Source organism: Streptomyces sp. AMJ-169, assembly GCF_055597585.1.
The window spans coordinates 730,132-756,974 of the sequence record NZ_JBVLTJ010000002.1; the positions used below are offsets into that span (position 1 = coordinate 730,132).

A 26,843-nucleotide genomic window follows, 5' to 3' on the forward strand; every position below is an offset into this window, starting at 1 on the left:
GAGCGACCGGAGCAAGGGCCGGGATGTTCAGCACACCCCGGCCCCATCCCGATCAGCACACCCCGACCCCGTTCAGCGCACCCCGGCCCCGCCTCGGAACCCCCGCCCGATCCGGCGGACAGGCCCTAGTCCGGGAGATGGTCCGGGCCGCCGAAGTCGGGGCTCGTGTAGTCGGGGCTGGTGTAGCTGGGACGGCTCGTGGGGGACGGGCCGTCGTCCGGGCTCGTGAAGCCGGGGCGGGCGTAACCCGGGCTGCCGTAGCCGGGGCGGGCGTAACCGGGGCTGTCGTAGCCGATCTTCGGGAGGCGGCCGGTCGTCGGGGCCGGGGTGGTCGAGCCGGGCTCGGGGAGGGGGCCGGCTCGGTCCAGGGCCTCGTGCAGGAACGGGAGTATGCCGCGCTCCAGCAGGGCGTCCCGCCAGGCCTCCCGGGCCCGTTCGACCTCCTCGCTGTGCTCGTTGTAGCGGCCGGCCTCCAGCGAAGGCCGGTTGCGCAGGGCCGTCAGCAGGAGGCCGACGGTGGCGACCAGGATCGCCAGCGCCGCGACCGTACCGAACACCCAGCCCGCCGTGACCAGCGCCTTGGCGAACGCGGGCGGCTGGTCGAGCATCTTGAGGAGGTAGCCGACGAGCAGGAAGATCACGGCGGCCGTCCCGGCGAGAACCGGGGTGAGGACGGCGGCGACGGCGACGGCACCCGCCCCGCCGGACTCGGTCTCGCCGGTGGTCAGACTCGGGCCGCCGCCCGCCGGTCCGGGGCCGCCGGAGGTCCGGGAGCCCGTCGTACCGGCCGGGGCCGGGCGGCGCAGGTCCTCGCGGACCTGGACGTAGTGCTCGTACTCGCTCGCCGCGGTGGCCGTTATGAAGGCGGTGGCGCCCAGCGCCATCGTCCGTAGTTGTTCGGGGTTGAGCCGGCGGCCGAGGGCGGCCAGTTCCGGGCGGTTCGGGGCGGAGCGCAGCGCCTCGTCGAGGAGCCGCTCGTAATCCTGGCGGTCCTCGTTGTGCAGGTGCTGCGGAACGCTGTTCATGTGCATCCCCCGATGCTCCGTAGGACTTGTGGCTCGCATGCGTGCGAGCCGTCGGGCAGAAACGGAGGGGAGCCTGCTACGGATAAGCCGATGGTAGAGCGGCGACGGCTCAAGATGACAAGGGGTTTACGGAAATTACAGCCCGACCTGTGCCGTCTGCGGTCGGTCCGGCACAGGTAGAAACCTGCCCTGTGAACTATCAGACATCCAAAGGCAGTTGCTGGACCAGGAGTTTTCCGGCCATGGTCACACCGCCGTCCATCGCGATGGCGAGCCCCTCGGCGTAGACGTGCGGTCCCTCGACGTTCGGACCCGGATCGTCCTCGCCGTCCTCGGAGCCGACCTCGCCCAGCAGATACGGGATCGGGCTGTGGCCGTGAACGATCCGGGTGCCGCCGTACGTATCGAGGAGGGAGCGCACGGCGTCCGCGCCCCCCTCGTCGCGGAAGGAGAACCGCTTGGTGAACTTGCGGAACAGGTCCCAGACCTCGTCCGCGTCGTTGCGGGTGATCGTCTCGCGGACGGTGTCGTTGACGGCCTCGATGGAGTCGCCGTAGTCGAGATAGGCGGTGGTGTCGGAGTGGACGAGCAGGTGGCCGTCGACCTCCTCGACCGCGTCGAGGCGGGCCATCCACTGGAGGTGGTGGTCCTGGAGCCGGTCCATGTCGGACTTCTGGCCGCCGTTGAGCAGCCAGGCCGCCTGGAAGGTGGCGGTGCCGGCCCCGGAGTTGACGGGGGTGTCGCCGAACCGCCGGGCGCCGAGCAGCAGCAGTTCGTGATTGCCCATCAGCGCCTTGCAGTAGCCGCCGGCCGCGGCGGCCTCGGCGGACAGCCGCATCACGAGGTCGATCACGCCGATGCCGTCGGGCCCCCGGTCGGTGAAGTCACCGAGGAACCACAGCCGCGTCGTGCCCGCGCACCACTGCCCGGCCTCGTCGATCAGCCCCTTCTCCCGCAGCGCGGCGAGGAGTTCGTCGAGGTAGCCGTGCACGTCGCCGACGACGAACAGGGCGCCGGGGCCGTCCGGGGCCGCCGCCGGGTCCACCGACAGCTGGAGCGTGTCACCCCGGTTGATGACCGGCAGATCGCGCTGCGTCGGGGTGTACCCCTCCGGGTAGTCCTCCGGGACGACGTCCCCCGGGTGCGTGTTCTCGTCGTACGGCCCGGTCTCATGGACGTACGCGGGCACCCGGAAGTCGCGCACCGTCGCCGTGCGCTCCGCCTCGGGTCCCTGACCGGCCCCCTGAGTCATCAGACCCCTCCACCATCGCGCCGCATCTGCACCGCTTCGGACTGCCTGGTCGCAGCGGCCCGCGGTGTCGTGGGCCCATCATAGGAATGCGGATCGGGCCGTGTGACGACCCAGGGGCCCTGAATCGCCCCCGCCCCCCGCTCCCCCACGCCTTTCGCCCCAATTACCCCACCCTTCACTGTGTGACTCCACAGGGCGGGCACATCTTCGGGGGGTGACTTCGGGGCGGCGCGGGGGTGGTGCGGCGGACGGGGGCTGACGGACGGGTGGGGGAGGGGGCCGTCATCCCCCCTCGGGCGTCCGGGGCGGGCTCACCGTCGTCCTGGGCGGCCTGCGTTGGGACGATGTTCTGATGATCAGCTCCGTCGGTATCACCTGCTCGACCGGATGGTCCGAGTGCACGCCCTCGATCGCGTCGATGAGGAGCTGGACCACCGCGGTGCCGATGCGCCGCGGTTTCAGGGAGAGCGTCGTGATCGGCGGCTCGGTGCTCGCGTAGACCGTGGACTCGCTACAGCACACCAGCAGCAGGTCCTCGGGTACGCGCAGGCCGTAGCGGCGGGCGGCGGCCAGGAGGTCCGTGCCGTTGGGGTCGAAGAGGCCGTACACGGCGTCGGGGCGGTCGGGGCGGGCCAGGAGCCGGTCGGCGGCCACGGCGCCCGCACAGGGGTCGTGGGCGGGGTAGGCCTCGTACACCGGGTCCTGCCCGACCCGCTCGCACCAGTGCAGGTATGCGGTGGTCGAGAGGTGGGTGTACGTGTCGGTCGTGGTGCCCGTGAGCAGCCCGATCCGGCGGGCCCCCGCGTCCGCGAGGTGGTCGAGGATGTCGAGTACGGCGGCCTCGTGGTCGTTGTCCACCCAGGCGGTGACCGGGAGCGGACCGGCGGGGCGGCCGTCGGAGACGACGGGTAAACCCTGCCGGACCAGTTCGCCGACGACCGGGTCCTGGTCGGACGGGTCGATGACGACGGTGCCGTCGAGGGCGACGTTCGACCACACGTCGTGGCGCGAGGTCGCCGGGAGGATGACGAGCGCGTAGCCGCGGGCGAGCGCGGCGGAGGTGGCGGCTCTCGCCATCTCCGCGAAATACGCGAATTCTGTGAAGGTGAAAGGTTCATCCCCGTATGTCGTCACGGTCAGGCCGATGAGACCTGACTTTCCGGTACGGAGCGTGCGGGCCGCGGCCGACGGGCGGTAGCCCAGCCGGTCGGCGACCTCGCGGACATGGCGTCGGGTGGCATCAGGGAGCCTGCCCTTGCCGTTCAGGGCGTCGGAGACGGTCGTGATGGACACTCCGGCGGCGGCGGCCACGTCCCTGATACCCGCTCGGCCCGGCCGGCTGCCTCGGCGTGAGGTTTCCGCGCGGCTCACCTGGTGCTTCCCTGCTGCTGTCATGGCGAGCCGATAGTAGGGCTCATCAGGTGGGGTAGGGCGGACGCATATGCACGCATTGACAGGCACGTTTCTGCAAGGTCAACAAAGCTCAAGTTCCTTAGAAACCAAGTCAGTTGGCAGTTCCAATACCGATACGCGATGTCCCGGCGCCGATGGGCCTGTCGAGCAACCGATGTCTCGAAGAGGTCTCAACTCACCTGCACGAGGGATGCGCGCCAGGGCGCGAGCCACCGGCGCATAGATATATGTACGACGCGCCCCCCGTTTCGTAGCCCTTCGTACGTTGTTGCCCCTGATGCGGACGGGACGGACGGGGTCGGTCCAGGTGGTGACGTGAACGCGCCCAATCCTCATAGGGTGAGCAGAATTGAGTATCCGGTGGTGGTCACGAGGAGGACTGCGGTGAGCGAGACGAGCCCGAAGCTGCGCGCCGAGCTGGAGGGGATTCCCACCTACAAGCCGGGCCGGCCGGCCGCGACGGGCGGCCCGGTGGCCTACAAGCTGTCCTCGAACGAGAACCCCTACCCGCCGCTGCCCGGCGTGATGGAGTCCGTCACGCTCTCCGCGGCCTCGTTCAACCGCTACCCCGACCTCGCCTGCACGGCCCTGACGCAGGAGCTGGCCGACCGCTTCGGCGTCCCCGTCTCCCACCTCGCCACCGGCACCGGCTCGGTCGGCATCGCCCAGCAGCTGGTCCAGGCGACCTCGGGCCCCGGCGACGAAGTCCTCTACGCCTGGCGCTCGTTCGAGGCGTACCCGATCATCACGCAGATCAGCGGGGCGACCTCGGTCCGGGTCCCGCTCACCGCGGACGCCGTCCACGACCTGGACGCGATGGCCGCCGCGATCACCGACCGGACCCGGCTGATCTTCGTCTGCAACCCCAACAACCCCACCGGCACGGCCGTCCACCGCGCCGAGCTGGAGCGCTTCCTGGACCAGGTGCCGGGCGACGTCCTCGTCGTCCTGGACGAGGCCTACCGGGAGTTCGTCCGCGACCCCGAGGTCCCCGACGGCGTCGAGCTCTACCGGGACCGGCCCAACGTCTGCGTCCTGCGCACCTTCTCCAAGGCGTACGGCCTCGCCGGGCTGCGGGTCGGCTTCGCGATCGCCCATGACCCGGTCGCCGCCGCGCTGCGCAAGACGGCGGTGCCCTTCGGGGTCTCCCAGCTCGCCCAGGACGCGGCGGTCGCCTCCCTGCGGGCGGAGGACGAGCTCTTCGGCCGCGTCGGCTCCCTCGTCGGTGAACGCCACCGCGTCCTCACCGGCCTGCGCACCCAGGGCTGGACCGTCCCCGACAGCCAGGCCAACTTCGTCTGGCTGGGGCTGGGGGAGCGTACGGCGGCCTTCGCCGAGGCCTGCGAACAGGCGGGCGTCGTCATCCGCCCCTTCCCCGAGGGGGCTCGCGTCACGATCGGCGAGACCGAGGCCAACGACATCTTCCTGAAGGTCGCGGAGAGGTTCCGCAAGGAGGATTAGGGGGCTAGCCGGCGGAGGGCTCAAGGGGCCGGGTCGGCTGAGGTCTCTCAAGGGGCCGGGCGGGAGCGTTGCGACGCTGCTGCCCGGCCCTTTAGTCGTCCCCCCTTGCCCACAGGGGGGTGTTTCACGTGAAACGGGCCAGCCGGCCAGCCTATGCACCCGGTCGGCCTCTTGCGTTACCCACCCCCCTCCCTGTCGGCCCCGAACAGGCATGCGCCATAATTGCTTGTGAATGTGAACGCGTTCACAAGCGTGTCCCGGTTGCTCCATGAATGCGTGTGACACAAGGGGCAAACTGCCGCTGTACCACGGCACGTAAGGAGACTGACGACGTGGAAATGGCCTTGGCGCCAGAGACACTGGCGCGCTGGCAGTTCGGTATCACCACCGTCTACCACTTCCTCTTCGTCCCCCTGACGATCTCCCTGGCGGCGCTCACCGCCGGCCTGGAGACGGCCTGGGTGCGGACCGGCAAGGAGAAGTACCTCAGGGCGACGAAGTTCTGGGGCAAGCTCTTCCTGATCAACATCGCGATGGGTGTCGTCACCGGCATCGTGCAGGAGTTCCAGTTCGGCATGAACTGGTCGGACTACTCCCGCTTCGTCGGCGACGTCTTCGGCGCCCCGCTCGCCTTCGAGGCCCTGATCGCCTTCTTCTTCGAATCGACCTTCATCGGTCTGTGGATCTTCGGCTGGGACAAGCTCCCCAAGAAGCTCCACCTGGCGACGATCTGGATGGTGTCGATCGGCACGATCCTGTCGGCCTACTTCATCCTGGCCGCCAACTCCTGGATGCAGCACCCGGTCGGCTACAAGATCAACGAGGCCAGGGGCCGCGCCGAACTGACCGACTTCTGGCTCGTCCTGACCCAGAACACCGCGCTCAGCCAGGCGTTCCACACCCTCTCCGCGGCCTTCCTGACCGGCGGCGCCTTCATGGTCGGCATCTCCGCCTTCCACCTGCTGCGCAAGAAGCACATCGTCGAGATGAAGACGACGCTGCGGCTCGGCCTGATCACCGTCGTCATCGCCGGAATGCTCACCGCGGTCAGCGGTGACGTCCTCGGCAAGGTGATGTTCAAGCAGCAGCCGATGAAGATGGCCGCCGCCGAGGCCCTGTGGGACGGCGAGTCGCCCGCTCCCTTCTCCGTCTTCGCCTACGGCGACGTCGAAAAGGGCCACAACACGGTCGCCATAGAGATCCCCGGCCTGCTGTCCTTCCTCGCCAACGACGACTTCAGCTCCTACGTCCCCGGCATCAACGACATCAACAAGGCCGAGCAGCAGAAGTTCGGGCCCGGCGACTACCGGCCCAACATCCCTGTCGCCTACTGGGGCTTCCGCTGGATGATCGGCTTCGGCATGGCGTCCTTCGCCATCGGTCTCGCCGGACTCTGGCTCACCCGCAAGAAGTTCCTGCTCCCCCAGCACCTGCGGGTCGCCGACGACGAAGTGCCGCATCTGGTCCTGTTCAAGAGCAAGGCGCTCGGCCCCCAGCTCACCCTCTGGTACTGGCGCATCGCGATCTGGACCCTGGCCTTCCCGCTCATCGCCAACTCCTGGGGCTGGATCTTCACCGAGACGGGCCGCCAGCCCTGGGTCGTCTACGGCGTCCTGCGCACCCGTGACGCGGTCTCCCCCGGTGTCTCCCAGGGCGAGGTCCTCACCTCGATGATCGTCTTCACCACGCTCTACGCGATCCTCGCCGTCGTCGAGGTGAAGCTGCTCGCCAAGTACGTGAAGGCGGGGCCGCCCGAGCTGACCGAGGCCGATCTCAACCCGCCCACGAAGATCGGCGGCGAGGCCCGTGACGCCGACAAGCCGATGGCCTTCTCGTACTAGGCCGAGGGAGCTGCACAGTCATGGAACTGCACGACGTCTGGTTCGTCCTGATCGCCGTCCTGTGGATCGGCTACTTCTTCCTGGAGGGCTTCGACTTCGGGGTCGGTGTCCTCACCAAGCTGCTCGCCCGTGACCGGACCGAGAAGCGGGTCCTGATCAACACCATCGGGCCGGTCTGGGACGGCAACGAGGTCTGGCTGCTCAGCGCGGCCGGCGGGACCTTCGCCGCCTTCCCCGAGTGGTACGCCACCCTCTTCTCGGGCTTCTATCTGCCGCTGCTGGTCATCCTGGTCTGCCTCATCGTCCGGGGCGTCGCCTTCGAGTACCGGGCCAAGCGGCCCGAGGAGAACTGGCAGCGCAACTGGGAGCACGCGATCTTCTGGTGCTCCCTGATCCCCGCGTTCCTGTGGGGCGTGCTGTTCGGCAACATCGTGCACGGGGTCAAGCTCGACCGGAACTTCGAGTACGTCGGCGGCTTCTGGGATCTCTTCCACCCCTACGCCCTGCTCGGCGGTCTCGTCACCCTGACCCTGTTCACCTTCCACGGCACGGTGTTCACGGCCCTCAAGACGGTCGGGGAGATCCGGGGACGCGCCCGCGGACTCGCCCTGAAGGTCGGACTCGTCACCGCCGTCCTCGCCCTGGCCTTCCTGATCTGGACGCAGGCCGACAACGGTGACGGCAAGACCCTGGTCGCGCTGATCGTGGCCGTCGGTTCGCTGGCCGCCGCGCTCGTCGCCAACCAGGCCGGGCGCGAGGGCTGGTCCTTCGCCCTCTCCGGCGTCACCATCGTGGCCGCGGTGACGATGCTCTTCCTGGCGCTCTTCCCGAACGTCATGCCTTCGACGCTCAACCCGGACTGGAGCCTCACGGTCACCAACGCCTCGTCGAGCGCCTACACCCTGAAGATCATGACGTGGTGCGCGGTGATCGCCACGCCGATCGTGATGCTCTATCAGGGGTGGACGTACTGGGTGTTCCGCAAGCGGATCGGGACGCAGCACATTGCGGCGGATGTCGCCCACTGAGTCCGTCGCCGGTCCGCGCTGAGCATGTTTCACGTGAAACACCGCGCGCCTCAGGGCGTTTCACGTGAAACAGGCCCCGGACGCCCCCCGAGCCCTCCAGAAGTCCCTTTGAGAAGAGGGTGTTTCACGTGAAACCAATCGATCCGCGTCTTCTGCGGTACGCCCGTGCCACCCGCCTCTTCATGGCGGCCGTCGTCGCCCTGGGCGTCGTCGGCGCGGTGCTGGTCATCGCGCAGGCCATGCTCATCGCCGAGATCGTGGTCGGCGCCTTCCAGCACGGCCACTCGGTCGGTGAACTCCGCACTCCGCTGCTGCTGTTGGCGGCCGTGGCGGTCGGGCGGGGGCTGGTCTCCTGGGCCACCGAACTCGCCGCGCACCGGGCCAGCGCGGCGGTGAAGTCGGAGTTGCGCGGGCGGCTGCTGGAGCGGGCGGGGGCGCTCGGGCCCGGGTGGCTGAGCGGGCAGCGGACCGGTTCGCTCGTCGCCCTCGCCACGCGGGGCGTGGACGCGCTGGACGACTACTTCTCGCGGTATCTGCCGCAGTTGGGGCTCGCCGTCGTCGTACCGGTCGCGGTGCTGGTGCGGGTCGTGACCGAGGACTGGGTGTCGGCGGCGATCATCGTCGGGACGCTGCCGCTGATCCCGGTGTTCATGATGCTGATCGGGTGGGTCACGCAGTCGCGGATGGACCGTCAGTGGCGGCTGTTGTCGCGGCTGTCGGGGCACTTCCTCGATGTCGTGGCGGGGCTGCCGACGCTGAAGGTGTTCGGGCGGGCCAAGGCGCAGGCCGAGTCGATCCGGAAGATCACCGGGGAGTACCGGCAGGCGACGCTGAGGACGCTGCGGATCGCGTTCCTGTCGTCGTTCGCGCTGGAGCTGTTGTCGACGATCTCGGTGGCGCTGGTCGCCGTCACGGTCGGAATGCGGCTCGTGCACGGCGAGATGGACCTGTACATCGGGCTGGTCATCCTCATCCTGGCGCCGGAGGCGTATCTGCCGCTGCGGCAGGTCGGCGCGCAGTATCACGCGGCGGCCGAGGGGCTCGCGGCGGCCGAGGAGATCTTCGCCGTGCTGGAGGAGCCGTTGCCGGCCTCCGGTACGGCCGCCGTCCCGCAGGGCGCGATCGCCTTCGAGGGAGTCACCGTCCGCTATCCGGGCCGCGCCGCGCCGGCTGTCCAGGACACCTCGTTCACCGTCGCGCCGGGGGAGACGGTCGCCCTCGTCGGGCCGAGCGGCGCGGGCAAGTCGACGCTGCTGAACGCCCTGCTGGGCTTCGTCCGCCCCGACGCCGGGCGGGTCAGCGTCGGGGGCGCCGATCTCGGCGGGCTCGATTTGGAAGAGTGGCGCTCCCGGATCGCGTGGGTGCCGCAGCGGCCCCATCTGTACGCCGGGACGGTCGCCGAGAACGTACGGCTGGCCCGGCCCGACGCCGACGACGCCGCCGTACGGCGGGCGCTCGCCGACGCGGGGGCGACGGAGTTCGTGGCGGGGCTGCCCGGTGGGGTCGACGCGGTGCTGGGGGAGGACGGGGCCGGGCTCTCCGCCGGGCAGCGGCAGCGGCTGGCGCTGGCGCGGGCCTTCCTCGCCGACCGGCCGGTGCTGTTGCTGGACGAGCCGACGGCCGCGCTGGACGGGGAGACCGAGGCGGAGGTCGTGGCGGCCGTACGGCGGCTGGCGGCGGGGCGGACCGTGCTGCTCGTCGTGCACCGGCCGGCGCTGCTGGAGGCCGCCGACCGCGTCGTACGGCTGGCCGAGCCCGCCGCCGACGGTGTGGTGACGCCGGGGCGGCCGGGCGTCGTCGTCGCCGAAGAGGGCGTCACGCAGGCCGACTTCTTCGTGAGCGGGGACGTCAAGGAGGATCTCGGGGAGACGGTCACCGGGGCGGGGCGTGGGGGTGCGCTGGCCCGGGTGCGGGGGATGGCCGGGGCGCGGCGGGGGCGGCTGGCGCTCGCGCTGCTGCTGGGGAGCCTGGCGCTGGGCAGCGCCGTCGGGCTGATGGCGACGTCCGGGTGGCTGATCTCGCGGGCCTCGCAGCAGCCGCCGGTGCTGTATCTGATGGTCGCGGTGACGGGGACGCGGGCGTTCGGGATCGGGCGGGCCGTGTTCCGGTACGCGGAGCGGCTGGTCTCGCACGACATGGTGCTGCGGATGCTCGCCGACACCCGGGTCGCCGTCTACCGGCGCCTTGAGCGGCTCGCGCCCGCCGGGCTGCGCCGGGCCCGGCGCGGGGATCTGCTGTCGCGGCTGGTCGCCGACGTGGACGCGCTCCAGGACTACTGGCTGCGCTGGCTGCTGCCCGCCGGCGCGGCTGTCCTGGTGTCGGCCGGGGCGGTCGTCTTCACCGGCTGGCTGCTGCCGGCGGCCGGCGCGGTGCTCGCCGCCGGGCTGCTCGCGGCCGGGGTCGGGGTGCCGCTGGTCACCGGCGCCGTGGCCCGGCGCGCCGAGCGGCGGCTCGCGCCCGCGCGGGGCGTGCTGGCGACCCGGGTCGCCGACCTGCTCACCGGCACCGCCGAACTCACCGTCGCCGGCGCGCTGGACCGGCGCACCGGCGCCGCGCGCGAGGCCGACGGGGTGCTGACCCGGATCGCGTCACGCGGGGCCGGGGCGACCGCGCTCGGCGACGGGCTGACCGCGCTGCTCTCCGGGCTGACCGTGGCCGCCGCCGCGTGGGCCGGGGCCCGGGGTGTCGCCGCCGGGCGGCTGGACGGCGTCACGATGGCCGTCGTCGTCCTGACCCCGCTGGCCGCCTTCGAGGCCGTTCTCGGGCTGCCGCTCGCCGCCCAGCACCGGCAGCGGGTGCGGCGCAGCGCCGAGCGCGTCCACGAGGTGCTGGACGCCCCCGAGCCCGTGCACGAGCCGGAGCGGCCCCGCAAGGCGCCCGCCTCGCCGTTCCCGCTGGCCCTCAAGGGGCTCACCGCCCGCCACGACGGACAGCGCCGCGCCGCGCTCGCCGGCGTCGACCTCACCCTCACCGAGGGCCGCAGGACCGCCGTCGTCGGCCTCTCGGGCTCCGGCAAGACGACGCTCGCGCAGGTCCTCCTGCGGTTCCTGGACGCGGAGTCCGGGACGTACACGCTGGGCGGCGTCGACGCGTACGCCCTCGACGGCGACGACGTGCGGCGGCTCGTCGGGCTGTGCGCGCAGGACGCGCACCTCTTCGACAGCACCGTCCGCGAGAATCTTCTGCTGGCCCGCAAGGACGCCGACGAAGCCGTGCTGCGGGACGCGCTCGCGCGGGCGCGGCTGCTGGAGTGGGCCGAGGGGCTGCCCGACGGGCTCGACACGCACGTCGGCGAGCACGGCGCGCGGCTGTCCGGGGGCCAGCGGCAGCGGCTCGCGCTCGCGCGGGCGCTGCTGGCGGACTTCCCCGTGCTGGTCCTCGACGAGCCCGCCGAACACCTCGACCTGCCCACCGCCGACGCGCTGACCGCCGATCTGCTGGCCGCGACCGAGGGGCGTACGACGCTGCTCATCACGCACCGGCTGGCGGGACTCGAGGCGGTCGACGAGGTGGTCGTGCTGGACGAGGGGCGGGTCGTGCAGCGGGGCTCCTACGCCGAGCTGGCCGCGGTGGAGGGGCCGTTGCGGCGGATGGTGGAGCGGGAGGCGGCGGCTGAGCTGCTGGTGGGGGCGCGCTGACGCTGCTTCCCTTCAGCTGACACTGCTTCCCTTCACAAAAGGGGCAAATTACCCTCGCCTTCATGGCAGCCGACCGTATGTCCCGTCTCCTCGAAGCGATGCGTTCCGTCGGCGGCGGGCTCGATCCGCGGGCCACGCTGGAGTGGGTGCGCGAGACGGCCGTGGCGCTGATCGGGGTGCGTGACGCGGCCGTCGGGACGGACGAGGGGCCGGACGACTGGCCGCTGACCGTGCCGGTCCTGGTGCACGGCGAGGCGTACGGCAGCCTCCGCCTCGCGGGCCGGCGCGACGGCCGCCCCTTCGACGACGGCGACCTGGCGCTGGCCCGGGCGCTCGCCGGGGAGGCGGGCATCGCGATCGGCAACGCCCAGGTGTACGAGGCGGCGCGGCGCAGGGAGCGGTGGATCGACGGCTCGGTCGCCGTGACGACCGCGCTGCTGGCCGGCGAGGGGCCCGACGACGCGCTCCAGGTGGTCGCCGAGCAGGCGCGCCGGCTGTCCGAGGCCGCCGCCGGGGTCGTCCTGCTGCCCGCCGAGGGCGGTGGCCTGGAGATCGCGGCCGTCGCCGCCGACCCGCCCTCGGGGATGCTCGGGGCGGTCGTGCCGGCGCGCGGCGAGCTGGTCGCGGCGCTGCTGGCCGGGCAGGAGGTGTATCTCGCCGACGCGGCCACCGACCCCCGCACGGTCACTCCGTACGCCCGCGGGTACGGGCCTGTCCTGCTGCTTCCGCTGCGCGGCGACGGCGGGTTCCTGGGGACGCTCGTGATGCCGCGGGTGCGCGGGCGGCAGGGGTTCTCGGCGGCGGAGCGGGCGCTGGCCCGGCAGTTCGCGGCGCAGGCCTCGCTGGCGCTGATGATGGCCGAGGCGCGGCGCGACCGGGAGCGGCTCGCGGTGTTCGAGGAACGCGACCGGATCGCCCGTGACCTGCACGATCTCGTCGTCCAGCGGCTGTTCACGGCCGGGCTCACCTTGCAGGGCGCCCGGCGCGGGGCGGTGGCGGACGAGGTGCGGGACGGGGTCGGGCGGGCCGTCGACGAACTCGACATCACCATCCAGGAGATCCGCGCCGCGATCTTCGCCCTGCGCCAGGGGTCCGAGGAGACGCCGTCGGGGCTGCGCACGCGGGTGCTGCGCGAGGTCCGGATGGCCGCCGTGCCGCTGGGCTTCCGCCCCTCCCTGCGCTTCGCCGGCGCCGTCGACAGCCTCGTCGGCGAGACGACGGGCACGAACCTCATCGCCGCCCTGCGCGAGACGCTGTCCAACGCGTTCCGGCACGCGCGGGCCTCGCGGATCGACGTGGTGGTCGACGCGACCGCACGGCTGGCCGACGGGCGGCCGGGGGTGCGGCTGACGGTCGTGGACGACGGGGTCGGCATCGCGGACGGGGGGCGGCGCAGCGGGCTGGCCAATCTGGTCCGGCGGGCGGAGTCGCTGGGGGGTGCGAGCCGGTACGGGGCGGGGGACGGGGGCGGGACGACGGTGGTGTGGGAGGCGCCTTACTGAGGGCGCCTCGCTGAACTGAGGGGCGCTTCGCTGACCTGAGCGGCTGGGCGGTGCCTCGCCGCGAGGCGCTTCCCTAGGGCGGCCGGCGTCAACGGAGGTGTCGGGGCGTCACCCAGAGTTGGGCCATACGGGAGGCTGTGTCCCCCGGTCGTATGACGTGAAGAGGCGCGCCCCCGTGTCGCTGGGTCACGATCGCTGACATGCGCTCATCTCCTCGCCGTCCGCTGCTCGTTCCCGTGCTGCTGTGCGCGGCGGCGGTGCTCGCGGCCCGCCCCACGGCCGCCGACGGCAACTCCTCGGGCGGCGGCGAGCCGGGTCCCGGGGCGGGGCTCTCGGCGGAGGTGGCGCGGCTGTACGAGGAGGCCGCGGCGGCCTCGCAGCAGTGGGCCGACGGCCGGACCGAGGCGGAGACCCAGCGGGCGAAGGCGCTGCGGTACGAGGAGCTGCGGGCCCGGGAGCGCAGGGAACTCGGGGTGCTGCGCGAGGACTTGGGGCGGATCGCGCGGGCCCAGTACCGCGACGGGGGCGGGCTCCCGGCGGCCGTGCGGATCGTGCTGGAGGGGCGTCCCGACGACGTGATGCGCGGTCAGCACGTGCTGTCGCAGGCGAACCTGGCCGTCGTCAACGCGCTCGCGAAGCGGCAGCGGGCCGAGGCGCGGCTGGCGGCGGACGGGGCGCGGGCGGCGAACGCGTGGCAGGTGCTGGAGCGGCGCAACGCGCAGCTCGCGACGCTGAAGCAGGACATCGAACGCAAGCTGGAGCAGGCGAAGCAGCGGCTCCAGAGCCAGGCGGCGGCGTCCGTCGCGGCCGGTTCCTGCCCCGGCGCGGTCCCGCTGGACCTGCCTCCGGCGCACACCACGCGCGCGTGGGTGACGCCGGTCGAGCGGTACGAGCTCTCCGCGCCCTACGGCAGCGGCGGCGCGCGCTGGGCGCACCGGCACACCGGCCAGGACTTCGCCGTCCCGATCGGCACCCCCGTACGGGCCGCCGGCGCCGGCCGGGTGGTGCGGGTGATGTGCGGGGGCGGCTTCGGGATGCAGGTCGTCATCGAGCATCCCGGCGGCTACTACACCCAGTACGCCCACCTCGCGGGCGTCGCCGTCGACCAGGGCCAGCGGGTCGCCGCCGGCCAGTGGATCGGCCAGTCCGGCACCACCGGCAACTCCACCGGACCGCACCTGCACTTCGAGGTACGGGTGACGCCGGAGATGGGGTCGGCGGTGGATCCGGTGCCGTGGCTGGCGGCGCGGGGGGTGTCGCTGGGGTGAGTCAGCCCCGTTCCGCCAGCAGTTTCTCGATCACGACCGCCACCCCGTCCTCGTTGTTCGCGACCGTCCGTCCCGACGCCGCCGCGACGACGTCCGGGTGGGCGTTGCCCATGGCGTACGAGCGGCCCGCCCAGGTCAGCATCTCGACGTCGTTGGGCATGTCCCCGAACGCGATGACCTCCTCGGGGGCGATACCGCGCTCCGCGCAGCACTGGGCGAGGGTGCTGGCCTTGGAGACACCGGGGCCGGCGATCTCCAGCAGCGCGCTGGGGCTGGAGCGGGTGACGGAGGCCCGCTCGCCGATCGCCTCCCGGGCCAGCGCGAGGAACTCGTCCGGGTCCAGCGTGCGGTGGTGGGCGAGGATCTTCAGCACCGGCTCCCGGTCGGCCGCACCGCCGGGCGCGAGCAGCTCCTCGGCGGGCGCGAGCGAGTCCGGTATCTCCATGTGCACCTTGGGATACTCCGGCTCCTGGTGGAACCCGTACGTCTGCTCCACCGCGTACCGCGTCCCCGGCGCCGCCGCCCGCAGCAGCCGTACGACGTCCAGCGCGTCGGGGCGGGCCAGCTCGCGCACCTTCACGAAGCGGTGGGCGCCCGGGCCGCCGTGCAGGTCGACCACGGCGGCGCCGTTCCCGCAGATCGCCAGCCCGTGGCCGTGGACGTGATCGCTGACGACGTCCATCCAGCGGGCCGGGCGGCCGGTCACGAAGAAGACCTCGACGCCCGCCTCCTCGGCCGCCGCCAGCGCCGCGACCGTGCGCGGCGAGACCGAGCCGTCGTCACGCAGCAGCGTGCCGTCCAGGTCGGTGGCGATCAGACGCGTCTGCGCGCGGGCGGCGCCTTCCGGCTCGACCGCCGTCGAGAACTGGGGGGAGGCCGGGGGCTCGGGCTGTCGGGTCGCTGAGGTCACCCGGCCATTCTCGCGTACGGGGCCGCACGGGCGTGCGGGTGCGTGCACGGGTGAGACGGAGATGACGCGGGGGTGGGGGCGGGAGTGGCGCGGGCGCGGGGGCGAGGGAGCTGGGCGGGTCTGAGGCGACGGCGCCCTCCCGGCGGGTGCCCTCCCGGCGGGCCTCGCCCCGGCGTCCACCGGCGGGCCCCGCCTGGGCGTCCCCAGCGGGCCTCGCCCAGACATCCCTCGCGAGCCTCGCCCCCGCGTCGATGCCGCCCCGGCACACCTCACCCCAACTGCGCCCCCGCCTCCATAGCGATCCGCTCGAAGACCTTCTCGTCCGCCGTGAAATCGGTTTCCGGGATCGGCCAGTGGACGACCAGTTCCGTGAAGCCGAGTTCCTGGTGGCGGCCGGCGAAGTTCACGAATGCGTCCAGGGAGGTCAGGGGGCGGGAGCGGTCCGGGGTGAAGCCGGTGAGGAGGATCTTGTCCAGCTCGGCCACGTCCCGGCCCTGGTCCGCGCACGCGTCCGTCAGCCGGTCCAGCTGGTCGCGCAGGGCCCGTACCGACTGCTCCGGCGTGCCGCTCTCGTACAGCTTCGGGTCGCCGGTGGTCACCCAGGCCTGGCCGTGGCGGGCGGCGATGCGCAGGCCGCGGGGGCCGGTCGCGGCGACGGCGAAGGGGAGGCGGGGGCGCTGGAGGCAGCCGGGGATGTTGTGGGCCTCGTGCGCCGCGTAGTGATCGCCCTCGTACGACACCGCGTCCTCGGTCAGCAGCTGGTCCAGCAGCTGTACGAACTCCGCGAACCGGTCCGCGCGCTCGCGGGGGGTCCACGGCTCCTGGCCCAGCGCGGTCGCGTCGAAGCCGGTGCCGCCCGCGCCGATGCCCAGGGTGATCCGGCCGCCGGAGACGTCGTCCAGCGAGATCAGTTCCTTCGCCAGGGTCACCGGGTGCCGGAAGTTCGGTGAGGTGACCAGCGTGCCCAGCCGGATGTGGTCGGTGACGGCAGCGGCGGCGGTCAGGGTGGGGACGGCCCCGAACCACGGTCCGTCGCGGAAGCTGCGCCATGACAGGTGGTCGTAGGTGTACGCCGCGTGAAAGCCCAGCTGCTCGGCCCGCATCCACGCCGAACGGCTGCCTTCGTTCCAGCGGCGGTAGGGGAGGATCACGGTGCTCAGTCGCAGGCTCATGTATCGAGCGTATGCGGGGAGCGGTGTTTCACGTGAAACAGTCACCCTGCGCGCCCGCCGCGAACCCCGGGCCTCACGACAGCCGCCGCGAACCCCGGGCCTCACGACAGCCGCCGCGAACCCCGGGCCTCACGACAGCCGCCGCGAAACCCCGAGCCTCCTGGGCCCGCCGCGAAACCCCGCCCTCAGCCCCCCTCCCGAAACCGGATGTACCGCACCGGCACCCCCTCCACCAGCCACACCCCGTTCGCGCTGACCCGGAACACATGCCCGTCTCTGTGCATCGCCCCGGAGTCGACCGTCAGCACCACCGGCCGCCCCCGCCGCGCCCCCACCCGCGCCGCCGTCTCCCGGTCCGGTGACAGATGGACGTCGTGCCGGGACATGGCCCGCAGCCCCTCCTCCCGGATCGAGGGCAGCGCCCGTGCGTTCGTGCCGTGGAAGAGGTGCGGCGGCGGGGTCGCGGGCGGCAGGCCCAGGTCTACCTCGATCGTGTGGCCCTGGCTCGCGCGGATGCGGGTCCCCTCGATCGCGAAGCGCTGTTTGTCGTTGGCGGCGACGACCTCGTCCAGCTCGGCGCGGCTGAAGGGGAAGCCGTGGGCCGCCGCCGCCGTGAGGAGGGCGTCGATCTCGGTCCAGCCGGCCGCGTCCAGGGTCAGCCCGATGCGGGCCGGCTGATGTCTGAGGTGTTTGGAGAGGTACTTCGAGACCCGTACCGTTCGGCTTGTTTTATGCTGGTCGTTCATGCCGACAGGATGACCGGCGGCGAGATCTGGATCACGTAATTTTTCTCGCCCCGATGTTTGATCCACAACCAAGTGTAGTTATCCACAGGCATAGTTGAGGATTCTGTGGATAACAGCCGCTGGATTTGCGGCAATTGAGCAAATTGCCCTGACCTAGCGTCACTTGGCCAACTTCCTTATCCACGCCGCCCGATGCGGACCTCCCCCGCGCCGCGGACCACCGCCCGCAGCACTCCCGAAGCGGCCTTCTCCTCGTCGCCCCGCCCGATTCCCCTGCCGCCGAGGCGAATTGCCGTCACCCCGATCCCCTCGCCCGCCAACTCCGCCCGCAGCGAAGCGCTCAGCGCCAGCACCGCCGCCTCGGAGACCCCGCCCCCGGCGGCGATGTTCACGACGTGACCGCCCTGCCCCCGCTCCCGCATCCGCCGCCCGAAGAGCCGGCAACTGTGCAGCACGCCCCAGAGGTTGACGTCCAGCGCGCGCCGCAGCTCGCCGGTGTCCGTGTCGAGGAAGGACGCCGGAGCCGCCCCCGCGTCCACGGCGTTCACCAGCACGTCCACCACGCCGTACGCCTGCTCCACGCGGGCGGCGAGCTTCTCCGCCGCGGCCTCGTCGGAGACGTCCACCGGTTCCGCCCAGGACTCCCGCGCCCCCACCAGCCGCGCCAACTCGGCCGTGCGCAGGGCGCTTTCCCCGTCCGCGTCGACCGCGACCACCCGCGCCCCCGCCTCGGCGAACGCGAACGCGACGGACCGGCCGATACCGGAGCCCGCGCCGGTGACCAGGACGAGTTGACCGGCGAAGCGGTCCGCGTGGGCGCCGGCCGGCGGCGCCGGATGTTCCTGGCCGGACTCCGCCGACCGCACGAACTCCCCGATCCAGGCGGCCACTTGGTCGGGGCGGGTGCGCGGGATCCAGTGGCCGGCGGGCAGGGTGCGCCGGGTCAGCCGGGGCGCCCAGGTCTCCAACTCGTCGTACAGCCGCTCGGAGAGGAACGCGTCGTCGCGCGGGGTGATCAGCTGCACCGGGGCGTGGGCGTACGCGTCCGCGCGGGGGCGGCTCAGGCGGGCGCGGACGTTGTCGCGGTACAGCCACGCCCCGCGCGCCGCGTCCGACGGCAGCGACGGCGTCGGGTAGGCCGTACCGCGCAACCCCTCGCGGCGGCGCAGCAGTTCGGGCCAGCGGCGGCCCAGCGGGCCCTGCCAGGCGAGTTCGGGGAGGGCCGGGGTGTGCAGGGCGTAGACGTACCAGGAGCGGGCGCCCTGGCCGAGCAGCTGGGCCAGCCGGCGCGGGGTCGGGCGGCGCAGGCGGGCGTTCAGCCAGTGGCCGAAGTGGTCGAGGGACGGGCCGGACATGGAGGTGAAGGACGCGATCCGGCCCTGCGTGCGGGCGACCGTCACGAACTCCCAGGACTGCACCGAACCCCAGTCGTGCCCGACGAGGTGCACCGGCCGGCCGGGGCTCACCGCGTCGATCACCGCGAGGAAGTCATCGGTCAACTTCTCCAGCGTGAAGCCGCCGCGCAAAGGCTTCGGCGCGCTCGAACTCCCGTGGCCGCGTACGTCGTACAGCACCACATGGAAGTCCTCCGCGAGCCGGGGCGCGACCTCGGACCACACCTCCTTGGTGTCCGGGTAGCCGTGCACCAGGACGACCACCGGCCGTCCCCGCAGGCCGAGTTCGGCCACGCACAGCTCGATCCCGCCGGTCGCGATGCGCCGTTGCCGGGCGCCGTCCAGCATGGTCACTCCCCCGCCGTCCAGCGCCGCACGTGCGGCAGATCGTCGTCCAGCCAAAAAGCGCTCTCCGCCGGGTCCTTGGCGTCCGTCACCACCAGGATCTCCTCGAACTTCGCGCCCGTGCCCCGGAATCCGATATGTGGCTCCACCGCCCACAGCCCCGGCTGCGGCGGATGGTCGGAGAAGCGGTACGGCGACCACAGGGGCGACCAGCCCTCCCGGTGACCGCGCAGCGCGTCCGAGGCGAGCCCCTTCAGGGACTGGAGGCCGAACCCGAACGGGTGCGGATCGAACCGGCGTTGACGCACCCGGTCCACCTTGTGGGCGATCACCCCGAAGGGATACGCGCGATGCCGGTTGGCGTACCCCTGGGCCGTCATCAGCCGGTCGACGTCCGCGTAGATCTCCCGCAGCGGCCGCCGCTCGCGCACCTCCCGCAGGATCAGCTCCCGGTGCGCGCGCAGGTCGTCCATCAGCCGTGCCTGCACCGCGTTGCCGCCGAGCGCGCCCGAGAAGCCGACGTCGGCCGTGTACCCCTCGTACACCGGCGCGAGGTCCAGGATGTACGCCATCCCCGGCTCCAGCCGCCGGTTCGTGGGGAAGAACTGGAGCGGGACGCGGAAGTCCGTGAACGCCGTCCGGTCGCCGAACCAGGCGAACGGCAGGTGGAACCAGTCGCGCACCCCGCGCCCGCGCAGCCACTCCCGCTGCATCCGCGCGGCCTCCCGCTCGGTCACCCCCGGTGCCAGCCGGGCCGCGACCTCCTGCGCGCACTCGTAGGCGAGCCGCTGTACCTGCCGGAATCCTCGCAGGTCAGCGCGGGTTTCGCGGATCGTTGCCGTCGTCATGCCACCTCGCCGTGCGGTTGCTGTACGTGCCCGTAACGTGACCTCGCCGAATCTGGCACTTGTTAGAGAAATCGTCAATAGGGTGAACACGCCACCCCCGGAGACTTCTCAGGGCCGACCCCGTACCTCTCAGGTAGGGCATCCCTTAGACATCCCCTACATCTCCAGGTGGGCATGGAGAACAACCCCCGGGTTGACGACGCCGCCCCACCTCCCTCACTACCGTCGAACCGTGACTGTGATCGCGACCGAGAGCCTGAGCAAGCGGTTCCCCCGGGTGACCGCCCTCGACCGGCTGTCCGTGGACATCGGACCCGGTGTGACCGGACTCGTCGGTGCCAACGGCGCCGGCAAGTCCACCCTGATCAAGATCCTGCTGGGGCTGTCCCCCGCGAGCGAGGGCCGCGCCGCAGTGCTCGGCCTCGACGTCGCGACCGAGGGCGCCGCCATCAGGGAACGCGTCGGCTACATGCCGGAACACGACTGCCTCCCGCCGGACGTCTCGGCCACCGAGTTCGTCGTCCACATGGCCCGCATGTCCGGCCTGCCGCCGACGGCCGCGCGCGAGCGCACCGCCGACACGCTGCGCCATGTGGGTCTGTACGAGGAGCGCTACCGCCCGATGGGCGGCTACTCGACCGGCATGAAGCAGCGCGTGAAGCTCGCGCAGGCGCTGGTCCACGACCCGCAGCTGGTCTTCCTCGACGAGCCGACCAACGGCCTCGACCCGGTCGGCCGCGACGAGATGCTCGGCCTGATCCGCCGGATCCACACCGACTTCGGCATCTCGGTCCTGGTCACCTCGCACCTCCTGGGCGAACTGGAGCGCACCTGCGACCACGTGGTCGTCGTCGACGGCGGCAAACTCCTGCGCTCCAGCTCCACCACCGACTTCACGCAGGTCACGACCACCCTCGCGATCGAGGTCACCGACTCCGACACCCACCCGGACGGCACCCGCGCGGTCCGCGAGGCGCTCCACGCGCGCGGGGTCGACATCCAGGCCGCCGGAGCGGGCCTGCCCGGCGCCGGCCACCTCCTGCTGCTGACCGCCCAGGGCGAGCAGACGTACGACCTGGTCCGGGACGTCGTCGCCGATCTCGGCCTCGGCCTGGTCCGGATGGAACAGCGCCGGCACCACATCTCCGAGGTCTTCACCGACACCGAACAGCCGCAGGCCCAGGACAAGGAGGCCGTCGGCCATGGCAGTTGAGCACCCCGCACCCGACACCTCCCGGATCCACGACATCGGCTACCGCGGCTACGACGGCCCCCGCCTCGGCCGCGGCTACGCCCGCCGCTCCCTCTACGCCCAGTCCCTGCGCGGCTCCTACGGCCTCGGCCGCTCGGTGAAGTCCAAGGTCCTGCCGATGCTGCTGTTCGTGGTGATGTGCGTGCCGGCGGCCATCATGGTCGCCGTCGCCGTCGCCACGAAGGCCAAGGAACTCCCCCTGGACTACACCCGGTACGCGATCGTCATGCAGGCCGTGATCAGCCTGTACGTCGCCTCGCAGGCACCCCAGTCCGTCTCGCGCGACCTGCGCTTCAAGACCGTCCCGCTGTACTTCTCGCGGCCGATCGAGACCGCCGACTACGTCCGCGCGAAGTTCGCCGCGCTGGCCTCCGCGCTGTTCGTACTGACGGCGGCCCCGCTGCTGGTGCTGTACATCGGCGCGCTGCTCGCCAAGCTCGACTTCACCCACCAGACCAAGGGATTCGCCGAGGGGCTGGTCTCCGTGACACTGCTCTCGCTGCTCTTCGCCGGGATCGGCCTGGTCATCGCCGCCGCCACGCCCCGGCGCGGCTTCGGCATCGCCGCCGTCATCGCCGTGCTGACGATCTCCTACGGCGCCGTCTCCACCCTCCAGACCATCGCCCACGCGCAGTCCAGCGCCGACGCGGTGCCCTGGATCGGGCTGTTCTCGCCGATCACGCTGATCGACGGCGTCCAGTCCGCGTTCCTCGGCGCGAACTCGGTGTTCCCGGGCGGGGTGGGGCCGTCGAACGGGGAAGGCGCGGTGTACGTCCTCGTCGTCCTCGGCCTGATCGCCGCCTGCTACGGCCTGCTGATCCGCCGCTACCGGAAGGTGGGCCTGTGACCACGCTCTCCATCGACCATGTCTCCCGCTGGTTCGGCAACGTGGTCGCCGTCAACGACATCACGATGACGATCGGCCCCGGCGTCACCGGCCTCCTCGGCCCCAACGGCGCCGGCAAGTCGACCCTGATCAACATGATGGCCGGCTTCCTCGCCCCCTCCACCGGCACCGTCACCCTCGACGGCGCCCAGGTCTGGCGCAACGAGGACGTCTACAAGCACATCGGCATCGTCCCCGAACGCGAGGCGATGTACGACTTCCTGACCGGCCGTGAATTCGTCGTCGCCAACGCGGAGCTGCACGGCCTCGGCGCGAAGGCCGCCCAGAAGGCGCTGGCCACGGTCGAGATGGAGTACGCCCAGGACCGCCGTATCCAGACGTACTCCAAAGGTATGCGCCAGCGCGTGAAGATGGCGTCAGCCCTGGTCCACGACCCCTCGCTGCTCCTGCTCGACGAGCCCTTCAACGGCATGGACCCGCGCCAGCGCATGCAGCTCATGGACCTGCTGCGGCGCATGGGCGACGAGGGCCGCACGGTCCTGTTCTCCTCCCACATCCTGGAGGAGGTCGAGCAACTGGCCCGGCACATCGAGGTGATCGTGGCCGGCCGGCATGCGGCGAGCGGCGACTTCCGCAGGATCCGCCGCCTGATGACCGACCGCCCGCACCGCTACGCCGTCCGCTCCAGCGACGACCGCGCCCTGGCCGCCGCCCTCATCGCCGACCCCTCGACGGCCGGCATCGAGGTCGACGCGACGGAGGGCCAACTCCTCATCCAGGCCGTCGACTTCGGCCGCTTCACCACCCTGCTCCCCCGGGTGGCCAGGGACCACGGCATCCGGCTCCTCGCCGTCTCGCCGTCCGACGAGTCCCTCGAATCCGTGTTCTCTTACCTGGTCGCGGCGTAGGAGGCCGAAATGTACGACCCCACAGTCGCCCGCCTCACCTACCGGGCCCTGCTAGGCCGCCGCCGCGCCCTCATCCTGGGCGCCCTGCCGCTGCTGCTCATCGCCATCTCCGTCGTCGTACGGGCCCTCGCGGGCGCGGACGACCAGACCGCCGCCGATCTGCTGGGCGGCCTCGCGCTCGCCACGATGGTGCCGATCATCGGGGTGATCGCGGGAACCGGGGCGATCGGCCCGGAGATCGACGACGGATCGGTCGTCTACCTGCTGTCCAAGCCGATCAAACGGTCGACGATCATCCACACCAAGCTGATCGTCGCGATCGGCGTGACGATGGTCTTCTCGGCGCTGCCGACGCTGATCGCTGGGTTCATCCTGAACGGCAACGGCCAGCAGATCGCCGTCGCCTACACGGTCGCGGCGCTGGTCGCGTCCATCGCGTACGCCGCCCTGTTCCTGCTGCTCGGGACGGTCTCCCGGCACGCGGTGGTGTTCGGTCTCGTGTACGCGCTGGTCTGGGAGGCGCTGTTCGGCTCGCTGGTGCCGGGGGCGCGGACGCTGAGCGTGCAGCAGTGGTCGCTGGCCGTCGCGCACAAGGTGACGGGCGGGGAACTGGTCGTCTCGGACGTGAAGCTGCCTACGGCGACGGTGTTGCTGGTGGTGGTGACGGTGCTGGCTACTTGGTATGCGGGGCGGAAGCTGCGGACGTTGACGTTGGCGGGGGAGGAGTAGGGGGCTGCCCCGCGCGGGGGTTCGGCGGTGGCTGTGAGAGGGGTGGAGGTCTTGACGGGGGCTTCACCTCTCTCCGGGCACACTGGATGAAAGGGGACAGGAGGAATGGGGATGGACGAGTTCTCGGGGAGTTCCGGTCGGGAGCGGGACGGGGTCTCGGACGAGGTGTGGGACGGGCTGGTGCTCGACGAGGACTTCGTGCGGGGCGCCGAGTCGGCAGAGCCGTCGGCTCGGGCGCGGATGCTGGCGGCGCGGTGGCGGCGGGAGGAGCCGGAGCCGCAGCCGTGGAGGTCGGACGAGCCGCCCGCCGGGTGGTTCTTCAGCAAGGCTCGGCGGAAGCGGTGGCGGAGGAAGTGAGGGGGGACGCCCGCGTGCAGGTGGGGGGCGTGCGGGCGGGGGTGCGGTGTGTTGGGTGGCCGTATTAATTCGGTGGCGGGTGGCTTGCCGGGCGGGCACAGTGGTTCGTGTCCATATCGCTGGGAGCGTCCCCATCGCCGGGGGTGTACCTGGTGGTTCCCCTACTGGGAGTGGGGCCAGGGCGATGCCGCATGCACGGCATTGCGTCCGGCTCCCGTCAGGACGGCTTTTCGGTGGGCTCCGGGGTAGTTACTCACTCCGTACGAGGCTCCCTGAGCTGTCCGGGGCGGTCGCTTCGAGCACGCGGTGTCGCTCCCGCGTGGACCGCCCACCCGGAGAATTGGCCGAGTGGCAAGGTACCGGTTCATTGGACCGAGGTCGGGGGTGAGCCCTCGCGCACGTTCGATCCGTGCATTCTCCGCTGGAAGTTGGGCCGGCTGTTCGGGTGCGGCGCCGTCGTGGCTGGTCGCGCAGTTCCCCGCGCCCCTTAAAAGCAGGCCGGTCGGCGATCCGTACGTCCCAGAAGCTGAGCAGCGAGAGCTTGGCGTACAAGAAAACTCCGGAGTACCCTGACCGACCCGTTTTTTAGGGGCGCGGGGAACTGCGCGACCAGCCACATCGGACCCGCACCCGCAACACCCGGCCCCTCCCCCTACCTCACGCGCTCAGCAACCCCTCCAACACCACCGCAACCCCCTCCTCCTCATTCGACGAAGTCACCTGATCCGCCACAGCCTTCAGCTCCTCGTGGGCGTTGGCCATGGCCACCCCCCACGCGGACCACGCGAACATCGGGATGTCGTTCGGCATATCGCCGAAGGCGATCGTGTCGGCGGACTTCAGCTTCAGGCGGCGTGCCGCCAGGGAGAGGCCGGTGGCCTTGGAGAGGCCCAGCGGGAGGAGTTCCACTATTCCCTCGCCGGACATCGCCACGGTCACGAAACCGCCCGCCGCCCGCCGAGACGCCTCCGCCAACTCGTCGTCGGACAGCGTCGGATGCTGCACGTAGATCTTGTTCAGCGGCGCGGACCAGAGCTCGGCGGCGTCGGTCAGCGGGGTCGCCGGGAGATGCCCGACCACCGAGTACCCGGGCCCCACCAGCACCTCCCCCGCCAGCCCGTCCCGGCTCGCCGCGAGATACAGCGGCCCGACCTCCGCCTCGATCTTCGCGAGCGCGACCCCCGCGAGCTGCCGGTCCAGCGTGACGGAGGTCAGCAGCCGGTCCTCCCCGGCGTCGTACACCTGCGCCCCCTGCCCGCACACCGCGAGCCCCGTGTAGCCGAGGTCGTCGAGGATGTGCCGGGTCCAGGGGACCGAGCGGCCGGTGACGACGATGTGCGCCGCCCCGGCCTCGCAGGCGGCCGAGAGGGCCGTACGGGTGCGCGCGGAGACGGATTCGTCGGCCCGCAGCAGCGTCCCGTCGAGATCGGTCGCGATCAGCTTGTACGGAAACCCGCTCGCCGGACCACTCACCGAATCGCTCGCCGGACCACTCACCGAATCGCTCACCGAATCGCTCACCGAACCACTCACCGCTTCAGCCACCGACCCGTCCGATCCGCTCGCCCACGCGTCCGCCCCGCTCATCGATCCCCTCACCGTCCGACCGGCTCCAGCACTTCCCGTCCGCCCAGATACGGCCGCAGCACCTCCGGCACCCGTACCGATCCGTCCGCCTGCTGGTGGTTCTCCAGGAGGGCGACGATCGTGCGCGGGACCGCGCACAGGGTGCCGTTCAGGGTCGCCAGCGGGCGGACGTTCTTGCCCTCGCGGACGCGGATCGACAGGCGGCGGGACTGGAACTCCGTGCAGTCGGAGGTCGAGGTCAGCTCGCGGTACTTGCCCTGCGTCGGGATCCACGCCTCGCAGTCGAACTTGCGGGCCGCGGAGGAGCCGAGGTCGCCGGTGGCGACGTCGATGACGCGGAAGGGCAGCTCCAGGGCGGAGAGCCACTGCTTCTCCCAGGCCAGCAGGCGCTGGTGCTCCGCCTCGGAGTCCTCGGGGGCGACGTAGGAGAACATCTCCACCTTGTCGAACTGGTGGACGCGGAAGATGCCCTTGGTGTCCTTGCCGTGCGAACCGGCCTCGCGGCGGAAGCAGGGGGAGAAGCCGGCGTAGCGCAGCGGGAGGCGGTCGGCCTCGATGATCTCGTCGCGGTGGTAGGCCGCCAGCGCCACCTCCGAGGTGCCGACCAGGTACAGGTCGTCCTTGTCGAGGTGGTAGACGTCCTGCGCGGCCTGGCCGAGGAAGCCGGTGCCGGCCATCGACTGGGGGCGCACCAGCGCGGGGGTGAGCATGGGGGTGAAGCCGGCCTCGGTGGCCTGCGCGATCGCCGCGTTGACCAGGGCGAGCTCCAGCAGCGCGCCGACACCGGTCAGGAAGTAGAAGCGCGAGCCGGAGACCTTGGCGCCGCGCTCGACGTCGATCGCGCCGAGCAGCTGGCCGAGCTCCAGGTGGTCCTTGGGCGCGAAGCCCTCGGCGCCGAAGTCACGGATCTCGCCGTGCGTCTCCAGCGTGACGAAGTCCTCCTCGCCGCCGACGGGTACGTCGGGGTGGACGAGGTTGCCGAGCCGCAGCAGCAGTTCCTGCGTCTCGGTGTCGGCCGCGTCCCGCTCGGCGTCGGCGGCCTTGACGTCGGCGGCGAGCTGGCCGGCCCGCTTCAGCAGCTCGGCCTTCTCGTCGCCGGCCGCCTTGGGGATCAGCTTGCCGAGCTGCTTCTGCTCGGCGCGGAGTTCGTCGAAGCGGACGCCGGACGACCTGCGCCGCTCGTCGGCGGAGAGGAGAGAGTCGACGAGCGCGACGTCCTCTCCACGCACGCGCTGGGACGCGCGCACACGGTCGGGGTCCTCACGGAGCAGGCGAAGGTCAATCACAGGGCTAAGGCTATCGGTGCCGTCTCGCGGGCCA

21 protein-coding genes and 1 tRNA gene are annotated in these 26,843 nt (G+C 71.7%); 12 read left to right on the forward strand and 10 right to left on the reverse strand.

All coding sequences use genetic code 11. From position 1 onward, the window contains the following. Positions 1-125: 125 nt before the first annotated feature. From ACYUD3_RS07760 to ACYUD3_RS07770, 3 genes are all read right to left on the reverse strand, one after another. Complete coding sequence (locus ACYUD3_RS07760; protein WP_470965736.1) at positions 126-1,031, reverse strand: hypothetical protein; 906 nt, start codon at positions 1,029-1,031, stop codon at positions 126-128. A 193-nt stretch (positions 1,032-1,224) separates the two neighbouring features. Continuing rightward, positions 1,225-2,277 carry a metallophosphoesterase gene (locus ACYUD3_RS07765; RefSeq protein ID WP_470965739.1) on the reverse strand — a complete coding sequence of 351 codons (1,053 nt, stop codon included), beginning with the start codon at positions 2,275-2,277 and terminating at the stop codon, positions 1,225-1,227. A gap of 282 nt (positions 2,278-2,559) precedes the next feature. Beyond that, positions 2,560-3,672, reverse strand: a complete 1,113-nt coding sequence (locus ACYUD3_RS07770; RefSeq protein ID WP_470965742.1) for a LacI family DNA-binding transcriptional regulator — start codon at positions 3,670-3,672, stop codon at positions 2,560-2,562. 402 nt (positions 3,673-4,074) lie between these two features. Here ACYUD3_RS07770 and hisC point away from each other — a divergent pair, with 402 nt between their 5' ends. The 6 genes from hisC to ACYUD3_RS07800 all read left to right on the forward strand — a co-directional run bounded on the left by hisC (position 4,075) and on the right by ACYUD3_RS07800 (position 14,428). After that, positions 4,075-5,151 carry a histidinol-phosphate transaminase gene (hisC, locus tag ACYUD3_RS07775; protein ID WP_470965745.1) on the forward strand — a complete coding sequence of 359 codons (1,077 nt, stop codon included), beginning with the start codon at positions 4,075-4,077 and terminating at the stop codon, positions 5,149-5,151. Positions 5,152-5,483: 332 nt separating this feature from the next. After that, positions 5,484-6,992, forward strand: coding sequence for a cytochrome ubiquinol oxidase subunit I (locus ACYUD3_RS07780; protein ID WP_470965748.1), 1,509 nt, complete (start codon positions 5,484-5,486; stop codon positions 6,990-6,992). Positions 6,993-7,012: 20 nt separating this feature from the next. Continuing rightward, complete coding sequence (gene cydB / locus ACYUD3_RS07785) at positions 7,013-8,020, forward strand: cytochrome d ubiquinol oxidase subunit II (protein WP_470965751.1); 1,008 nt, start codon at positions 7,013-7,015, stop codon at positions 8,018-8,020. Positions 8,021-8,148: 128 nt separating this feature from the next. Beyond that, positions 8,149-11,658, forward strand: a complete 3,510-nt coding sequence (gene cydD / locus ACYUD3_RS07790) for a thiol reductant ABC exporter subunit CydD (protein WP_470965754.1) — start codon at positions 8,149-8,151, stop codon at positions 11,656-11,658. Between the two features lie 62 nt (positions 11,659-11,720). Beyond that, entirely contained in the window at positions 11,721-13,160 is a 1,440-nt protein-coding gene (locus ACYUD3_RS07795) for a sensor histidine kinase (RefSeq protein WP_470965757.1), read from the forward strand. A 200-nt stretch (positions 13,161-13,360) separates the two neighbouring features. Further along, the gene (locus ACYUD3_RS07800) at positions 13,361-14,428 is read left to right on the forward strand and encodes a M23 family metallopeptidase (RefSeq protein ID WP_470965759.1); all 1,068 of its coding nucleotides are present in this window, start codon (positions 13,361-13,363) and stop codon (positions 14,426-14,428) included. A gap of 1 nt (position 14,429) precedes the next feature. Here the strand turns inward: ACYUD3_RS07800 and ACYUD3_RS07805 are convergent, their stop codons facing one another. The 5 genes from ACYUD3_RS07805 to ACYUD3_RS07825 form a co-directional block, all read right to left on the reverse strand. After that, positions 14,430-15,338: a Cof-type HAD-IIB family hydrolase gene (locus tag ACYUD3_RS07805; protein ID WP_470965762.1), complete on the reverse strand. Its 909-nt coding sequence runs from the start codon at positions 15,336-15,338 to the stop codon at positions 14,430-14,432. Positions 15,339-15,607: 269 nt separating this feature from the next. Next, positions 15,608-16,510 carry an LLM class flavin-dependent oxidoreductase gene (locus ACYUD3_RS07810; RefSeq protein ID WP_470965765.1) on the reverse strand — a complete coding sequence of 301 codons (903 nt, stop codon included), beginning with the start codon at positions 16,508-16,510 and terminating at the stop codon, positions 15,608-15,610. A 185-nt stretch (positions 16,511-16,695) separates the two neighbouring features. Then, positions 16,696-17,256, reverse strand: a complete 561-nt coding sequence (locus tag ACYUD3_RS07815) for an RNA 2'-phosphotransferase (protein WP_470965768.1) — start codon at positions 17,254-17,256, stop codon at positions 16,696-16,698. 176 nt (positions 17,257-17,432) lie between these two features. Beyond that, positions 17,433-19,004, reverse strand: coding sequence for an SDR family oxidoreductase (locus ACYUD3_RS07820; protein WP_470965771.1), 1,572 nt, complete (start codon positions 19,002-19,004; stop codon positions 17,433-17,435). Further along, entirely contained in the window at positions 19,001-19,843 is an 843-nt protein-coding gene (locus ACYUD3_RS07825; protein ID WP_470965774.1) for a M24 family metallopeptidase, read from the reverse strand. Before ACYUD3_RS07825 ends, ACYUD3_RS07820 begins: the two co-directional genes overlap by 4 nt. 238 nt (positions 19,844-20,081) lie before the next feature. Between ACYUD3_RS07825 and ACYUD3_RS07830 the strand changes: the two genes are divergently transcribed. The 6 genes from ACYUD3_RS07830 (at position 20,082) to ACYUD3_RS07855 (ending at position 24,357) form a co-directional block, all read left to right on the forward strand. After that, positions 20,082-21,056 carry an ABC transporter ATP-binding protein gene (locus ACYUD3_RS07830; protein WP_470966068.1) on the forward strand — a complete coding sequence of 325 codons (975 nt, stop codon included), beginning with the start codon at positions 20,082-20,084 and terminating at the stop codon, positions 21,054-21,056. Then, the gene (locus ACYUD3_RS07835) at positions 21,046-21,942 is read left to right on the forward strand and encodes an ABC transporter permease (RefSeq protein WP_470965777.1); all 897 of its coding nucleotides are present in this window, start codon (positions 21,046-21,048) and stop codon (positions 21,940-21,942) included. Before ACYUD3_RS07830 ends, ACYUD3_RS07835 begins: the two co-directional genes overlap by 11 nt. After that, positions 21,939-22,850 (forward strand): ABC transporter ATP-binding protein, encoded by a 912-nt coding sequence (locus tag ACYUD3_RS07840; protein WP_470965780.1) that lies wholly within the window; start codon positions 21,939-21,941, stop codon positions 22,848-22,850. Before ACYUD3_RS07835 ends, ACYUD3_RS07840 begins: the two co-directional genes overlap by 4 nt. 9 nt (positions 22,851-22,859) lie before the next feature. Then, positions 22,860-23,579: an ABC transporter permease subunit gene (locus ACYUD3_RS07845; RefSeq protein ID WP_470965783.1), complete on the forward strand. Its 720-nt coding sequence runs from the start codon at positions 22,860-22,862 to the stop codon at positions 23,577-23,579. Between the two features lie 111 nt (positions 23,580-23,690). Beyond that, a complete protein-coding gene (locus ACYUD3_RS07850) occupies positions 23,691-23,936 on the forward strand; it encodes an SGM_3592 family protein (RefSeq protein WP_470965786.1) in 246 nt (81 codons plus the stop codon). 334 nt (positions 23,937-24,270) lie between these two features. Then, positions 24,271-24,357 (forward strand) — tRNA-Asn (locus tag ACYUD3_RS07855). A 236-nt stretch (positions 24,358-24,593) separates the two neighbouring features. Here ACYUD3_RS07855 and ACYUD3_RS07860 read toward each other — a convergent pair. Both ACYUD3_RS07860 and serS read right to left on the reverse strand, forming a co-directional pair. Next, on the reverse strand, positions 24,594-25,523 hold the full coding sequence (locus ACYUD3_RS07860) for an HAD family hydrolase (protein WP_470965789.1): 930 nt from the start codon (positions 25,521-25,523) through the stop codon (positions 24,594-24,596). 8 nt (positions 25,524-25,531) lie between these two features. Next, positions 25,532-26,809, reverse strand: coding sequence for a serine--tRNA ligase (serS, locus tag ACYUD3_RS07865; RefSeq protein WP_470965792.1), 1,278 nt, complete (start codon positions 26,807-26,809; stop codon positions 25,532-25,534). Positions 26,810-26,843 lie beyond the last annotated feature (34 nt).

Bases quoted from the DNA above. Each gene is read 5' to 3' on its own strand.
- ACYUD3_RS07835 (WP_470965777.1), top strand. From the start codon at position 21,046: ATGGCAGTTGAGCACCCCGCACCCGACACCTCCCGGATCCACGACATC.
- ACYUD3_RS07825 (WP_470965774.1), bottom strand. From the start codon at position 19,843: ATGACGACGGCAACGATCCGCGAAACCCGCGCTGACCTGCGAGGATTC.
- ACYUD3_RS07860 (WP_470965789.1), bottom strand. From the start codon at position 25,523: ATGAGCGGGGCGGACGCGTGGGCGAGCGGATCGGACGGGTCGGTGGCT.
- ACYUD3_RS07795 (WP_470965757.1), top strand. From the start codon at position 11,721: ATGGCAGCCGACCGTATGTCCCGTCTCCTCGAAGCGATGCGTTCCGTC.
- ACYUD3_RS07770 (WP_470965742.1), bottom strand. From the start codon at position 3,672: ATGACAGCAGCAGGGAAGCACCAGGTGAGCCGCGCGGAAACCTCACGC.
- ACYUD3_RS07800 (WP_470965759.1), top strand. From the start codon at position 13,361: ATGCGCTCATCTCCTCGCCGTCCGCTGCTCGTTCCCGTGCTGCTGTGC.
- ACYUD3_RS07815 (WP_470965768.1), bottom strand. From the start codon at position 17,256: ATGAACGACCAGCATAAAACAAGCCGAACGGTACGGGTCTCGAAGTAC.
- ACYUD3_RS07845 (WP_470965783.1), top strand. From the start codon at position 22,860: ATGTACGACCCCACAGTCGCCCGCCTCACCTACCGGGCCCTGCTAGGC.
- ACYUD3_RS07810 (WP_470965765.1), bottom strand. From the start codon at position 16,510: ATGAGCCTGCGACTGAGCACCGTGATCCTCCCCTACCGCCGCTGGAAC.
- cydB (WP_470965751.1), top strand. From the start codon at position 7,013: ATGGAACTGCACGACGTCTGGTTCGTCCTGATCGCCGTCCTGTGGATC.
- ACYUD3_RS07760 (WP_470965736.1), bottom strand. From the start codon at position 1,031: ATGCACATGAACAGCGTTCCGCAGCACCTGCACAACGAGGACCGCCAG.
- ACYUD3_RS07765 (WP_470965739.1), bottom strand. From the start codon at position 2,277: ATGACTCAGGGGGCCGGTCAGGGACCCGAGGCGGAGCGCACGGCGACG.
- ACYUD3_RS07850 (WP_470965786.1), top strand. From the start codon at position 23,691: ATGGACGAGTTCTCGGGGAGTTCCGGTCGGGAGCGGGACGGGGTCTCG.